General features: G+C 59.1%; 8 protein-coding genes. 5 read left to right on the plus strand and 3 right to left on the minus strand.

The window, feature by feature from the left end:
- Positions 1-147 precede the first annotated feature (147 nt).
- From K5K95_RS02155 to K5K95_RS02165, 3 genes are read right to left on the minus strand one after another with little or no spacing between them, the layout of a single operon-like run.
- Positions 148-897: an enoyl-CoA hydratase-related protein gene (locus tag K5K95_RS02155; protein WP_222588200.1), complete on the minus strand. Its 750-nt coding sequence runs from the start codon at positions 895-897 to the stop codon at positions 148-150.
- Between the two features lie 31 nt (positions 898-928).
- Positions 929-1,864 carry an iron-sulfur-binding ferredoxin reductase gene (locus tag K5K95_RS02160; protein WP_222588201.1) on the minus strand — a complete coding sequence of 312 codons (936 nt, stop codon included), beginning with the start codon at positions 1,862-1,864 and terminating at the stop codon, positions 929-931.
- Positions 1,857-2,963, minus strand: coding sequence for a GGDEF domain-containing protein (locus tag K5K95_RS02165; RefSeq protein WP_222588202.1), 1,107 nt, complete (start codon positions 2,961-2,963; stop codon positions 1,857-1,859). The genes K5K95_RS02160 and K5K95_RS02165 overlap by 8 nt, the downstream gene beginning before the upstream one ends.
- A 459-nt stretch (positions 2,964-3,422) precedes the next feature.
- Between K5K95_RS02165 and K5K95_RS02170 the strand changes: the two genes are divergently transcribed.
- The 5 genes from K5K95_RS02170 to K5K95_RS02190 all read left to right on the plus strand — a co-directional run bounded on the left by K5K95_RS02170 (position 3,423) and on the right by K5K95_RS02190 (position 15,738).
- Positions 3,423-4,946: a fumarate hydratase gene (locus tag K5K95_RS02170; protein ID WP_222588203.1), complete on the plus strand. Its 1,524-nt coding sequence runs from the start codon at positions 3,423-3,425 to the stop codon at positions 4,944-4,946.
- A gap of 234 nt (positions 4,947-5,180) precedes the next feature.
- Positions 5,181-9,668: a SpvB/TcaC N-terminal domain-containing protein gene (locus tag K5K95_RS02175; RefSeq protein WP_222588204.1), complete on the plus strand. Its 4,488-nt coding sequence runs from the start codon at positions 5,181-5,183 to the stop codon at positions 9,666-9,668.
- Positions 9,665-12,421, plus strand: coding sequence for an RHS repeat domain-containing protein (locus K5K95_RS02180; RefSeq protein ID WP_261398126.1), 2,757 nt, complete (start codon positions 9,665-9,667; stop codon positions 12,419-12,421). Before K5K95_RS02175 ends, K5K95_RS02180 begins: the two co-directional genes overlap by 4 nt.
- Before the next feature lie 189 nt (positions 12,422-12,610).
- Complete coding sequence (locus K5K95_RS02185; RefSeq protein ID WP_409999713.1) at positions 12,611-14,419, plus strand: ATP-binding protein; 1,809 nt, start codon at positions 12,611-12,613, stop codon at positions 14,417-14,419.
- Entirely contained in the window at positions 14,413-15,738 is a 1,326-nt protein-coding gene (locus K5K95_RS02190; protein ID WP_222588206.1) for a sigma-54-dependent transcriptional regulator, read from the plus strand. Before K5K95_RS02185 ends, K5K95_RS02190 begins: the two co-directional genes overlap by 7 nt.
- Positions 15,739-15,987: the final 249 nt, after the last annotated feature.

Here is a 15,987-nt window from a genome sequence, read left to right on the forward strand (position 1 = left end):
AATGGCGGGGCTTTTTGGTTTCTGATCCGGAAGATGATCGTTCCCACGCTCTGCGTGGGAATGCCTCTACGGACGCTCCGCGTTCGGCTTTTGGGACGCAGAGCGTCCCGGGCTGCATTCCCACGCAGAGCGTGGGAACGATCGGTGTCAGTGCCGGTTGATAAAGGCCGACAACGCCGCCATCGCTTCCGGCGAGCGCAACCGCTGTGTGAATAACGCGCCCTCTTCTTCTATCACTTTGCGCAACAATTCCCGGTCCGGCGCTTTCATCAATTGCTTGCTGACGCGCACCGCTTCCGGTGGCAACGACTCAAAGCGCAACGCCATTTCCCGCGCCTTGGCCAATGCCGCTTCGCCACTGCCCAGCGCCTCGGTGGCAATGCCCCACTGCGCGGCTTGTTCACCACTGAAACCTTCTCCCAGCAGCAACAGCTCTGCCGCTTTGGCATGGCCGAGCATTCGAGGCAGGATCAGGCTGGAGCCGAACTCCGGGCATAAGCCGAGATTGACGAACGGCATACGCAACCGCGCATCACGACTGACATACACCAGATCGCAATGCAGCAGCATGGTCGTGCCGATCCCTACTGCCGCGCCCGCCACGGCAGCGATCACCGGTTTGCGGCATTCCAGCAAATTGAGCATGAAGTGGAACACTGGGCTGTCGAGGTTGCCCGGCGGCTGCTGGATGAAGTCGGCGATGTCGTTGCCGGCGGTGAAGCACTCGGCGCTGCCGGTGATCAGCACGGCGTTGATTTCAGGGTCGGCATCGGCCTGTTTGAGCGCCTCGGCCAAGTGGCTGTACATGGCGCGGGTCAGGGCGTTTTTCTTTTCGGGACGATTCAGGCGCAGGGTCAGCAGACCGCGTTCGCGTTCAACTTCAATGGCATTGGGCATGGCGAGTCTCGCGTCGTTAAACGATCAGCGCTCAACCACGGGGAACAAAGACATCCGCCAGCAGTTGGTTGCGCGGCAATCCGGCCAGGTACAAACGCCGGGCAAAGGCATCAACGCTGTCGGGGGCTCCGCAGACTAAGGCCAGGGTTTGCCGGGAAACAAGCCGCAGTTGCGCCAATGCCTGCGGCAACCCGGCCGGAGTCCATAACTCGACACTGAGGTTGGGACGCCCATCGGCCATGGCTTGCAGGGGTTTGGCGAGGTAATGCTCGCTCGCCTCATGGGCCAGGTGAATGACGCGTATAGCGCCTTGGTGATCCTGACGCAGCGCTTCGCGCAACACGCCGAATAATGGCGCTAACCCCGTGCCGGCGGCCAGCAGCCACAGGGGCCGGGTGTGCCAGTCCGGGTCATAGTGCAACGCCCCGCCGCGCAGTTCGCCTAGGCGGATCGGATCGCCGATTTTCAGCTGGCGGGCCGCATCGCTGAACGCTCCCGGCTGACGACAATCGAGGTGAAACTCCAGAAAACGGTCATCTTCCGGCAGACTGGCCAGGGAATAGGGCCTGGCCACGTTGCCCGCCCACAACACCAGATGCTGCCCGGCGCTGTAGCGCAACGGACGCTCGGGTATCAGGCGTAAACGCAACACACTGGCGCTCAACCAATCGACCGCAACGACCTTGGCCGGACGACCGTCCACCTGCGGATCAAACGTGTGCACCTGCAGGTCTTCGACCACCTGGCACTGACACGCCAGACGCCAGCCCTGCTGACGTTGCTCGGCGCTCAAGGCATCGGGGCGGTTGTCGCCGGGCGTTCCTTGAACGCATTGCACCAGGCAAGCATGGCAACTGCCGGCGCGACAGCTGTAGGGCACGGCCGCGCCGTTTTGATTCAGGGCATCGAGCAGGTTGCTGCCCGGCGCCACCGACCAATGACGCTCGCCGACACGCAACTCAGGCATCGACGTTCTCCCACGCCGCCGCGCAACGATTACGGCCGTCGCGCTTGGCCCGGTAAAGCGCCTGATCGGCTCGCTGCAACGCGTCGTCCAGATCATCACCGAGCTCCAGCAGCGTCATGCCTGCGGACAAACTGAGGTTGCCCACTTTCAGACCGATCAACTCGACGTCGGTGAAGGCGATGCGCAGTCGTTCACAGCAGGAGGTCAGCCGCTCGGGATTGCAGTCGGGCAGCAGCACCACAAACTCTTCGCCACCATAACGGGCCAGCACATCGCCTTCACGCAGGCAGGCACTGGCCACCGCCGCAAAGGCTTGCAGCACCTGATCACCCGCGGCGTGGCCATGAATGTCGTTGATGCGCTTGAAGTGGTCGAGGTCGATCAAGGCCAGGCCGTGCACAACACCGGCGTCCATGGCGTTCAATTCGCGAGAGGCCAGGCGCAGAAAATGGCGGCGATTGAACAGCCCGGTCAGTTCGTCGGTGGCGACCAGATCTTCGAGCTGGCGCATCATCCCGCGCAGGGTGTCCTGGTGCGCCTGCAAGGCAAATCGACGTTGACGCATACGCTGGCGCGAAGCCTGGACGTAACGGGCATACAGCTCCAGCCACACCAGCACGATGAACAGCACGCATACCTGAAGCGCGGCCAGTGCAGGATCGGTCAACTGGAAGTGGTAACCCTCCCACAGCGTGATTGCGCTGAAACTGAAAAACACCAGCAACGTGCAGCGCAAAAAGGCCCGGCGCGAAAGATGAAACAGGCCGAACAACAGGATCAGCACGTAGAACACCAGAAAGGAACCGCGGGCTTCATCCAGATTGGCGATCAGCCATGTCTGCCACCCCAGGCCCATCAACACTTGCACTTCCGTCAGGCTCGGATCGGCGCACTTAAGGTTACAGCCGCTATAAAACATCGCGAACAACGCGGCTTGGCTGATGACCACCAGCGCACTGCCGACGGCCACGCTGGTCAACGGTTGATCGTAATGTCCGGTAAAAAAAGCCAGCCACAGCAATACCAGAGCCAGGGCGTAGGTGCCGGCTGCGAGGGCAAAGCGTTTGAGCAGAAGCCGTTGGATGGCGTTATGGGTCAATCGTTGACTCACCGTGCGAAAGGAGGCTGATCGAGTGTCCTACTCTACAGACCGAATGCCACTTTAGTGGGGTGTCTGACAAATGACCATCCAATTTTCGGGGCAAAAAACTGGCGTCAGAACCATGACTGACTCCCCCCGCAAACGTTGCGCAGAACTGTGCAGGAGCTGTCGAGTGAAACGAGGCTGCGATCTTTTGATTTGCTTTTAAAAAACAAGATCAAAAGATCGCAGCCTCGTTTCACTCGACAGCTCCTACAGGGAATCGGGTTCACGCGTATGCGACCAACGATTGACCGTTGGCGCGTGTACCCGCCGGCGAGGCGCGTTATACTGCCGCGCCTTTTTAGCGTCGCGCCAGCATGCCCGGCGTGCCTTGAAAGGTGCTTGCAACCGACCGATGCACCCAAGCTGCAAGCACCTTATTGAATGTTCCCGTCTTTTAGAGGAGCGCGACTCATGACCGTGATCAAGCAAGACGACCTGATACAGAGCGTTGCCGACGCCCTGCAGTTCATTTCCTACTACCACCCCGTTGACTTCATCCAGGCGATGCACGAGGCCTACCTGCGCGAAGAATCGCCGGCAGCCCGCGACTCCATCGCGCAAATCCTGATCAACTCGCGGATGTGCGCCACTGGCCACCGCCCGATCTGCCAGGACACCGGCATCGTCACCGTCTTCGTTCGCGTGGGCATGGACGTACGTTGGGATGGCGCCACCATGGGCCTGGACGACATGATCAACGAAGGCGTGCGCCGGGCTTACAACCTGCCGGAAAACGTCCTGCGTGCCTCGATCCTCGCCGACCCGGCGGGCGCTCGTAAAAACACCAAGGACAACACCCCGGCCGTTATCCACTACTCCATCGTTCCGGGTAACACCGTGGAAGTGGACGTGGCAGCCAAGGGCGGCGGCTCCGAGAACAAGTCGAAGATGGCCATGCTCAACCCGTCCGACTCGATCGTCGACTGGGTGCTGAAAACCGTTCCGACCATGGGTGCCGGCTGGTGCCCACCGGGCATGCTCGGCATCGGCATCGGCGGCACCGCCGAGAAAGCCGCCGTGATGGCCAAGGAAGTGTTGATGGAATCCATCGACATTCACGAGCTCAAGGCACGCGGCCCACAGAACCGTATCGAAGAGATGCGCCTGGAGCTGTTCGAGAAGGTCAACCAACTGGGCATCGGCGCCCAGGGCCTGGGTGGGCTGACCACCGTGCTCGATGTGAAGATCATGGATTACCCGACCCACGCCGCTTCGTTGCCGGTGTGCATGATCCCCAACTGCGCCGCCACCCGTCACGCGCACTTCGTGCTCGACGGTTCAGGCCCGGCCTCGCTGGAAGCGCCACCGCTGGACGCCTACCCGGAAATCGTCTGGGAAGCCGGCCCATCGGCCCGTCGCGTCAACCTCGACACCCTGACGCCTGAAGAAGTACAGAGCTGGAAGCCGGGCGAAACCGTCCTGCTCAACGGCAAGATGCTCACCGGTCGCGACGCCGCGCACAAGCGCATGGTCGAGATGCTGAACAAGGGTGAAACCTTGCCGGTTGACCTGAAAGGTCGCTTCATCTACTACGTCGGCCCGGTTGATCCGGTGCGCGAAGAAGTGGTGGGCCCTGCCGGTCCGACCACCGCAACGCGGATGGACAAGTTCACCCGTCAGATCCTCGAGCAAACCGGCCTGTTGGGCATGATCGGCAAATCCGAGCGCGGCCCGACCGCAATCGAAGCGATCAAGGACCACAAAGCCGTTTACCTGATGGCAGTCGGCGGCGCGGCTTACCTGGTAGCGCAAGCGATCAAGAAATCCCGCGTGGTGGCATTCGCCGAACTGGGCATGGAAGCGATCTACGAGTTCGAGGTCAAAGACATGCCGGTGACCGTTGCAGTGGATAGCAAAGGCGAATCGGTACACATCACCGGTCCTGCCATCTGGCAGAAAAAGATCAGTGAAAGCCTGGCGGTTGAAGTGCAGTAAGCGCATCAGCTGACACAAAAAGGCCGGGCGTCTCAATGACGACCCGGCCTTTTTTTCGCGAGCGATGAGTGCCAATGGTATTAAAAGCCTTCCGCTTAATTACATTTGATCTAAAAAACCTTCCCGACCTGTCAGATCTGACAGGTTACTCAGGATGCCCATCTTGTTAGCGTCTGATCCATCCAGCGAAACCGTTTGCCGGGCGAGCGCCAAACCGAAAACAGGATCAGCCCCATGGAAGACCGAGCATCCCTGAGTATCATTGAACCCTCCATTGCAAAGAGCCCATCGATCGCCTCCATTGGTAGCAGCATGGGAAAGGTGGGGTGGACGGGAGCTGCTTCATTTGCGTTGCATCTGCCAAGTTCGCCCGGCCGTGGCTTTGATTCTCAGCTCACATTGAGCTACAGCAGCCAGTCGGGTAACGGAGCGTTCGGCATCGGTTGGCATTTAAACCTCAGCGCCATTACCCGCCAGACCGATAAAGGCGTGCCGCGCTATACCGACAAAGATGTGTTCCTCAGCCCCAAAGGCGAGGAACTGATGGTCGAGCTCGACGGTGAAGGCAAGATCGTATCCAGAGACGAGTCCGAATACCGAGGACTGTCCATCGGTCCGCACAAGGTTGTACGGTACTTCCCTCGGATAGAAACCACGTTCGATCTGATCGAATTCTGGCGCTCCGACCTCACCCCCGAAGGCTTCTGGCTGGTGCACGGGGCCGATGGCAGCCTGCACCTCTTTGGCAAGGTTGAGACCGCTCGCAAGGCTGACCCGCAAGATCCGAACCGAGTGGTCGCCTGGCTGTTGCAAGAAAGCATGAACGCCCACGGTGAGCACATCTGCTGCGAGTACAAACAAGAGAATCCGACCGAGATTCCTGATCCGCATGACTACCGGGCCCAGCGGTATTTGCACCGTGTGCTCTATGGCAACTTCGCGGCGTACGAATACTTGTACGGCTGGGGTACATCGCAAACGCCGACGCCTGAATGGCACTTCCATCTGTTATTCGATTACGGCGAACGCACGCTGGACCTTACTGAAAAACCTGTCTATGACGGCGCAACGCTCAAGCCTTGGTTAATCCGTAACGACCGATTTTCAACTTACAGCCAAGGCTTTGAAGTGAGCACTCGGCGCCTGTGCCGACAAGTGCTGATGTTTCACAAGTTTCCGGAACTGGGTAACGAACCTGTGCTGGTCCGCCGACTGTTGCTGGAGTACTCGTACAACTCCGAGCCCTGGTCCTATAGCCAAATCACAGCGGCGCATTATCAGGAGTTTGACGCCAGCGGCGTCGTGGAGAATATGCCCCCGGTGGAGTTCGACTATTCGGCTTTCGAACTCAATACCCAGCCGCAACCCTTCTTCCCGTTCGACACCATGCCGAGCATCGAAGACGGGCAGTTCTATCAATGCGTCGACTTGTTCAGCGAGGGACTGCCGGGTTTCCTGTGCCGCCATGACCAGTGCTGGTACTACCGGGAACCGTGGCGTGACAAGACCGGTGGTGATCGCATCACCTATGGCCCGTGGAAAGCGCTGAGCGAAATCCCGGTGGCAGACCGGAACAAGCAAGCGCATCAAGCCCTGATGGACCTGACCGGCACCGGTCGTCTGGACTGGGTCATTGCCCAGCCCGGCATGTGCGGATTCTATACGCTGAACCCCGATCGGAACTGGTCAGGGTTCATTTCTTTCAGTGCGTTCCCCCTGGAGTTTTTCAACGTCCTTTCACAGATGGGCGATTTAGCGGGTGATGGCCTCAGCTCTCTGGCCCTGATCGGCCCCCACTCCGTGCGCCTGTACGCCAACCAGCGCAACGGCTTTGGCAAAGGTGAAGATGTCGCTCATGAGCCGGCTGATGACCCTCTGCCATTAATCAGCAACTCACTCAGCGAATTGGTGTTCCTGGGCAACCTGAATGGCAGCGACACGACGGGGTTGTGCCGCATTCGCCACGACGAAATCAAATGCTGGCCGAACCTGGGTCATGGAAAATTCGGTAAAGGTTTTGTCATCAGCGGCCCGACCTTCGAGTACGCGACTTTCGACGCGGCCCGGGTGCGCATCGCCGACCTGGACGGCTCTGGCGCCCCGGCGCTGATCTATCTGAATTCGAATGACTTCCATATTTACCTCAACCAGGGCGGCAACCAGTTTGCGAAAGATCCGATTATTGTCCCTTGGCCCGAGGGCCTGCGTTACGACAACCTGTGCCAAGTCACCTTCGCCGACCTGCAAGGACTGGGCTGCGCCAGCCTGATCCTGACCATCACACACATGACACCGCAGCATTGGCGCTACGATTTTGTCAGCGCCAAGCCGTACTTGATGATCGCCAGCAATAACAACATGGGATGCGACACGAAGGTGGTGTATCGCAGTTCCGCACAGGAATGGCTGGACGAAAAACCCGTGACCAACCCCGCGTGCTACCTGCCCTTTCCCATTCAGGTCGTGAAGCATCAAAGCCAGCACGACGAAATTACCGGCAATCATCTGAACCAGTTTTTCCAGTACTTCAAGGCGTATTACGACAGTGAGGACCGAGAGTTCCGCGGGTTCGGCCGGCTGGACCAGATCGACAGCGAGACGGGCTCGGGCGACGACGAATTCTTCACCGATGCGGTGTTGGTCCGCACTTGGATTCATACCGGTGAGCAAATCGACATACCTGCCGAAGGTTACTTCGACCTGGATGCCGGGGCGCAAAAGTTGGGTGACACGCTGTTTTGTCGATACCACCTGAGCGACAAATGCGAAGAGCTGATCAACCCGGCCGATAAGATGACTGAGCACGCCATCGCCCGTGCACTCGCAGGCAATGTGCTGAGAACTGAAACGTACGCGGCAGGTGACTCACTCCATACACTTCCCTTCCGGGTAGAACAGTCACGCTACATCGTTCGCGAAGTGCGTGAGCGTGGCGAACACTATCTCGAGGAGGTGTTGCTGGTGTCGTTGCTGGAAGCCATCACGGACAACTATGAACGCTACATCGACGACCCGCTGTGCCGCCATGTCATCAACTTGAATCGGGACGAGTTCGGGCTGACGACTCACAGCATTACAGTCAGTTATGCCCGGCGCCTGACGGAGGCTGACAAGTCACCGTTTATTGATTCCGATGAACATAAATGGTGGTTGGACGCCCATGATCTCGTTCAGCAGTGCTACTACCTGAGCGAAACCCGCTACGAATTCATTCACCTGATCGCGCTGCAAGGCTGGCGGCTCGGCCTGCCCTATCTGCAACGCGGTAATGCTCTGGTATTGCCCAAAAAGCCAGCCGCGGGTGGCCTTGATCCCACCGAGATTTCATATGAACGGTTTCTCGTCCTGTTCAAATCAACCGAATGGGCAGCAGTGCGGGAGCTGACCTCGCAATCGGTGCAACGCTACCTCAAAACGGACGACCGCACAGTGATTACGGGCCGCGATGCCGATTTAGAAGCGTTGGCCGCTGGTCTGGAACTTGCTCAGTTGCACAAGGAGGCCCTGGAGGTCTATGGCAACGTAACGCCTCCAATCGATATCCGGGCAGAACTGGAGAAGATTGGTTATCTGTGCATGAAGCTGCATCTGAGCACGGACAAAGAGGCCGACGACGAAGAGGATCAACAGAGGAATCTGTGGTCCGCCCTCTACAACATTGCCGAGTACGCAGACCTCGATCGCTTCTACAAGGTCATCAAATACAACGAAACCCTGAGCCATGGTGTCACCGAAGCAACCTACGACGATTACTGTCTGGCGACCCTCAGCGTCAAGCAACCCGATGGCTGCACCACCCGCATCGAGCCCGACTACCGCTCCCTGCAACCCAAGCGCATTTTCGATGCCAACGAGAACATTGAAGAGGCCCTTAACGGACCGTCAGGTGTGCACACCGTCACTTATCACGGAATAGAAAACGGTGTTCTCGCCGGCTTCCTGCCCATCGACAATTACAAGCGTCCGCAAGATACCAGCCCCACCACGGCTATCGAACAATCCGAGGAAGCACTGCAAGACGCGGCCAGCACCTTTCGCAAGGACCAGTTCAGCTGGATGGGGCTGCTCTCCGACTCCGTGTGGATGAACGATTGGATCACCCAAGGCTACGTGTTGCCCAGTCAGCACATACGCGCCAGCGCCCGTCTGCGTCTGGCCCGGCTCAAGCTCAGGACGGACGCAGAGCAGGCCTTGTTGGATCTACTCGCCAGTGTGCCGCGCATTCCGATGCACAGCGTTGCCCTTAGCGCTGATCGTTACTACTACGATATAGAAGAACCGCACCAGATCTACATCATCCTGAAAATCTTCGATGGCTTCGGCCGTATCCTGCAAACACAACAATTGGTCGGGCCTGGCGATGCCTATGTCGTGGAAAACGGCAAACTGGTGATCGAAGACGGCGAGCCAAAAGTTGCGCACGCCGAACGGCGCTGGCGCATCAGCGAACGCGTGGAATACAACAACAAGGGACTACCCGTACGAACCTATCGCGCCTATTTCGCCAACGCTTACGGCTACATCAATGACGATTGCTTCAAGGTGTTCGGCCATCACGATAAAAGTTTCTATGACGCGCTGGGCCGCCTTATCAAGATCATCAACGCCAAAGGGGATATCGCGCTGGAAAAAATCCATCCCTGGTTCAGAATCAAGCTGGATTTCAATGACACCTGCGTCGCGCCGGACACAAAAGGATTCACGGCGGACAAGCAATCATGAGCACAGCCCACTGTAATACACCGTCGGTAACATCTCATGACGCCCGTGGCCTGCCAGTGCGGCAGATTGCGTACCTGCGCTCTGAGGCAGGCGTGTTGCCCCTCATTACCCGGCTACGCCATGACGTTATCGGGCGGCCGGTGGAGCAACGGGACCCGCGACTGGCCGCTGCCCTCAAACCCAACCTGGCCACGGTTTACGGCCTGACCGGACAATCGGTCAAGGTCGCCAGCGTCGATGCCGGTGTGCGGACAATCCTGGTGGGGCCGGCCGGTGAAATCCGCCAACGCTGGGACGGACGGGGTAGCCATTGGCGCACCACTTACGACAACCAGTTGCGCGTGCTCACGCTTGAACAGGACGATCAACCGGACGTCGAGACCTTTACCTACGCCACTGCGCTGGCTGATCCTGCCCATAACTTGCGTGGCCAATTGATCAAGCAAGTCGACCCCTCAGGCGAATTCGAGATCAAGAGTGTCAGCCTGCACGGTCAACCGCTGCTCGACACTCGAACGATCACCGAGGCTGGCAAGTTCACCAGCAGCCGAACCTACAGCCCACGCGGAGCAGTGCTGACCCACACCGACGCCGGCGGCCATCAGCAACGAATGCGCTACGACAGCGCCGGGCAGCTGCAACAGGTTCAACTGCGGCTCGATCCCACGGCGCAATGGACGCCGGTTCTTGAGGACGCCCGGTACAACGCCGCCGGCCAGATCATCGAACAGCTTGCCGGCAACAAGATGCTCAGCACCTGGGCTTACGACGATGCTAATGGTCGCCTCACTGCCTTGGTTGCCGGGGTCCCCGGGCAAGACCCGCTCCAGCATTTCAAGTATCAGTACGATGGGGTCGGCAACGTGTTGCGCATCGACGATCTCACGTTTAAACCGGTGTTCTTCAAAAACCAGCTCATTGATGGCCACCGCGAGTTCGAATACAACTCGCTGTACCAGATGACCAGCGCTACCGGTCATGATGCCGCCCCAAGCTCTGACTTGCCTGGTCGTCCCTTGCCAAGCGACCCGAAAAACCACCTCAATTACAAACAGATTTACGTCTATGACAATGGCGGCAACCTGATCAGGATGACCCATGAACGCGAGGTGGGCGGCTACACCCACCATATGTTCATTGACCCGAACAGTAACCGTGGTGTGCGCTGGAAAGAAGGTGATCCTGTCCCTGATTTCGACACCTTGTTCGACCCCCACGGCAATCTCCTGGCCTCGGCCCCGGGAAGGCCCCTGCAGTGGAACAGCTACGACCAACTTGCGTGCGCGACGCTGGTTGAACGCGACAACGGCCCCAACGATGAAGAAGTCTCTCACTATAGCCAAGGCGCACGGGTGTTCAAACGTCATGAGTGGCAAGCCTCGACCCTCACCCATTTTCATCAGGTGATCTTTTTGCCGGGGTTGGAAATCCGCACCCGCGACAACGGCGAGAAACTGCACGTTATCACCTTGCCGGGTGGACGAGGCAGCGTGCGTTGCCTGCATTGGGTCATCGAAAAACCCGACGGCATCGAGCAGAATCAACTGCGCTACAGCGTCGACGATCACTTGGGCTCCAGTGCCATGGAGCTAGATCAAAACGCCAGATTGATCAGCTACGAAGGTTATTACCCGTTCGGCGGTACGGCTTGGCTGACGGCGGTTTTCTTGCTGGAGGTCAGCTACAAGACCTGCCGTTATTCGGGCAAGGAAATGGATGAATGCGGGCTCTACTACTACGGCAGTCGTTACTACGCGCCGTGGCTGTGGTGTTGGGTGAGTCCAGATCCGGCCGGGGCTGTGGACGGGCTGAACCTCTATGCGTTTGTGGGGAATAACCCGTTGCGTTATGTGGACGGAAACGGTGAGGAGAAAGCTGAAAATGTCATCCTTAACTATTCAAGTTTCATTTCAACCCTCGAAGGTCATGCCGATCACACGTTCGGGCAAGTCGCTAACATCCTTCATAAATCCAACGTTGCAACCTCGTTGGCGAGGAACCTGTTGTCCGAATCAATGAAGGCGGGTATCGGATTTGCCGGTGGTTATTTCGCCGGCGAGAACCTGGCGGAGCTGCTGCCTCAGCACCAAGCGGTTGGCAGCCTCAACGCCCAGGAAGTCGTACCTTATTCCACGGGGCTTACCGTCGGTAATTTCGGAGGCGAAGCGGCGGGCAAGACTTCATCCGTTGCGCCGGTTTCAGGATTCAATGGTCCTCTGATACCACAGACATCCACCATGTCCATCAAGGCAATTGACCAGGAATTGGGGCTGGACACATCGTCTGCCCTGTCTGACTGGCTAGGCACTGGCATCAACGTGTTCTTCAACAACTTTGTCGGCTCGGTGGTTCCCGGGGTAGGCGCCTTCCTGGCAATGGGATCAAGGGTTCAGGAAGCCGAGGACGTCAAAAATGGATTGGATCCGGTCAAGATCAAAAAAATCCAGAGCATGCTGGATGAGTGGGAGTCAGTCGAAAATGAACGGTTTACCTACGCCTTGGCAGCCTTCAAGTCACTTGGCGTCGACACCTTCAACCCGGCGGAAATGCTTCCAAACATTAACAGCACGACACCTCAACACATGCTTGAACCGATTCAACTAAGCACATTGACGAGACAACATGAAAGGACGCAGGACTTGATCCGTCGAAGCAAAATCGGCATGGAGCAGTACAAGTCGCAGAGCACCACAGATAACCAATTCTTGAGGAAACAGGCACGCACTGCCAAACGCCATCCTGCACATGTGTGAGAGGCGAGCACCATCGAAACGTCCGCCGACTCATCGCTCAATAAGTCATGCTCGAGCATGACTTCAAGGTCACACCAACGGGATCAGGCAAGACAGAAAGCAGGCCGCAAAAGCCTTCAATACCGCGTCGAAAAAAGACTCGCCTGACGGTCTGTGATTCGACGTCCCCTGAATGATCGGGGCGACGCCATGGTATGGTGCGCGCCCCTATGGCTGATTGTTTCAGACACCATGCATGCTCGCTCGCGCACGTTACGCCTGACGCTGTACACCTTGCTGATCGTCGCCGGAGCTGTACTGGCAGCCGGTTTTGCCGTGCGTCACGCCGAACGCCAGGCGCTGGTCGAGGACGCGGCCCGCGCCAACCAGCAATTGGCCTTGTACGCCAATTCTCTGCACACACTGATCGACCGTTACCGCGCCCTGCCCGCCGTGCTGGCGCTGGACCCGGAGTTGCGCGGCGCCCTCAATGGCCCGGTATCGGCTGAGCAACAGGCCGCATTGAACCTCAAACTGGAAAAAATCAACGGCGCTGCGCAATCCTCGACCCTGGAATTGCTCGACCGTAACGGTCTCGCCGTGGCCGCCAGCAATTGGCGTTTGCCCAGCAGTTACGTCGGCCACAACTATGGTTTTCGCCCTTACTTCAGCCAGACCCGCACCCAGGGCACCGGGCGTTTTTATGCGGTTGGCGTGACCAGTGGGATTCCGGGGTATTTCCTGTCCAGCGCGGTGACCAGCGACAGCGGCGAGTTCCTCGGCGCGATGGTGGTGAAGCTCGAGTTTCCGGAACTGGAACGCGAGTGGCGTCAGGGCAGCGACACGCTGCTGGTCAGCGATGCACGCGGCATCATTTTCATTGCCAATCAGCCGGGCTGGCGCTATCGCCTGTTGAAACCGCTGAGCGACAGCGATCACACCGAGCTGAAGGTCACCCGACAATACGACAAACAACCGCTGACACCGCTGGACCATCAAGCGCTGCAGCACTTTGACGACAACAGCAATCTGTCGCGCGTCGTCGGGCCTGACGGTACGGCGGATTACCTCTGGGAATCGTTGCCGCTGGCCACTGAAGGCTGGACTTTGCACCTGTTGCGTCGCCCGCAAGTCGCGTTCGAAGACAGCCGCAACGCCGCGCTCGCCGCCGCCGGGTTGTGGCTGGCGCTGGTGTTTTTGTTGCTGTTCCTCAACCAGCGCTGGCGCTTGGCAAAAATGCGCCAGCGCAGCCGCGAAGAACTCGAACAGTTGGTAGAAGAACGCACCCGTGACCTGCGCACCGCGCAGGACGGTCTGGTGCAATCGGCCAAACTCGCGGCCCTCGGCCAGATGTCGGCCGCCCTCGCCCACGAAATCAATCAGCCGCTGACCGCCCAGCGCATGCAGCTTGCGACGCTGAGGCTGCTGCTCGATCACGGTCGGGTCGACGATGCCTACAAGGCTCTGAAACCGGTGGATGACATGCTGACGCGCATGGCCGCCCTCACCGGCCACCTGAAAACCTTCGCCCGCAAAAGCCCCAGCGGCCTGCGCGAGCGGCTCGATCTGGCGGCGGTGGTGGACCAATCGCTGCAATTGCTCGACGCCCGTTTGCGTGACGAGCAGGTCAGTACCGTGCTGCACCTGACACGCCCGGCGTGGGTGCGCGGTGATGCGATTCGGCTGGAGCAGGTGCTGATCAACCTGCTGCGCAATGCCCTGGACGCCATGCGGGACAAACCCTGCAAGCGCCTGGAAATCCGCATCGAGGCCGACGAACAACTCTGGCGCCTGAGCGTCAGCGACAACGGTGGCGGTATCGCCGAAGAACACCTGGCGAATGTGTTCGATCCGTTCTTCACCACCAAACCGGTGGGCGATGGCCTGGGCCTTGGCTTGGCGGTATCGTTTGCCATCGTTCACGAATCGGGCGGACGCCTGAGCGCCGACAATCATGCAAACGGCGCGGTGTTCACCCTGACCTTGCCCATCGACCTGGAGGTTCACAGCCCATGCTGAACTCAGTGATGGTGGTCGACGACGAGAGCAGTATTCGCAGCGCCGTCGAACAATGGCTGAGCCTGTCGGGCTTCGAGGTGCAGTTGTTCAGCCGCGCGGATGAGTGCCTGGCGAATTTACCCGGCCACTTCCCCGGCGTGATCCTCAGCGACGTGCGCATGCCCGGCATGACAGGCCTTGAGTTGCTGGCCGAAGTTCAGCGTCGCGATGCCGACTTGCCGGTGATTCTGCTGACCGGTCACGGCGATGTGCCGATGGCGGTCGAAGCGATGCGCGATGGCGCCTATGACTTCCTCGAGAAACCCTTCAGCCCGGAAACCTTGCTCAGCAGTTTGCGCAGAGCGCTGGACAAGCGCCGGCTGGTGCTGGAAAACCGCGCCTTGCATGAGCTGGCAGACAACCGCGCCAAGCTCGACGCAACGCTGCTGGGCGTGTCCCGCGGTTTGCAGACGTTGCGCCGGCAGGTGCTGGATCTGGCGGCGCTGCCGGTCAACGTGTTGATCCGTGGTGAAACCGGCAGCGGCAAAGAGCTGGTCGCCCGCTGCCTGCACGACTTCGGGCCACGGGCGGACAAGCCGTTTGTGGCGCTCAATTGCGCGGCGATTCCCGAGCAGTTGTTCGAGGCTGAATTGTTTGGCCATGAAAGCGGCGCGTTCACCGGCGCTGCGGGCAAACGCATCGGCAAGCTTGAATACGCCGATGGCGGCACGCTGTTTCTCGATGAAATCGAAAGCATGCCGCTGGCCCAGCAGGTGAAACTGCTGCGGGTGCTGCAAGAGCAGAAGCTTGAGCGACTGGGCTCGAACCAGAGCATTCGTGTGGACTTGCGGATCATCGCGGCCACCAAACCTGATCTGCTGGATGAGGCGCGGGCCGGGCGTTTTCGTGAAGATCTGGCCTATCGACTGAATGTCGCCGAATTGCGGCTGCCGCCGTTGCGCGAGCGTCGCGAAGACATTCCGTTGCTGTTCGAAAACTTTGCGCAGAATGCCGCCGAGCGTCTGGGACGGACTTTTCCACCGTTGAGCGGGCCGCAGCTGAGCCATCTGTTGAGTCATGACTGGCCGGGCAATGTGCGCGAACTGGCGAACGTTGCCGAGCGCCAGGTGCTGGGGCTGGGTGAGCCGGAACCGATGGGCATCGATCCCGGGCAGTCACTGGCGGCGCAGGCGGAAGCGTTCGAAGCGCACTGCCTGCGCGCGGCGTTGACCCGGCACAAGGGTGATGTGAAAGCAGTGCTTGAAGAACTGCAACTGCCGCGCCGGACCTTCAATGAAAAGATGCAGCGGCATGGCCTGACCCGCGAGATGTTCTTGTAGTGCCTGAACGGGCCTCTTCGCGGGCAAGCCCGCTCCCACAGGGACCGAGTTGAACACAGATTATGTTTACGACACCGACCACTGTGGGAGCGGGCTTGCCCGCGAAGAGGCCAGCGCAGGCAACGCAACCCACAAGCCAGATAAGCAGTTTTCCGCTCACGCGCCATCATCAATAAGCGGATTTCCGCTCATTCAAACTTCAAAACCCCTCTAGCCCGGCCCTCCTCTCTTTGGCACAGCTCCTGCTAT

This window comes from Pseudomonas sp. DR48 (assembly GCF_019823085.1).
GTDB lineage: Bacteria > Pseudomonadota > Gammaproteobacteria > Pseudomonadales > Pseudomonadaceae > Aquipseudomonas.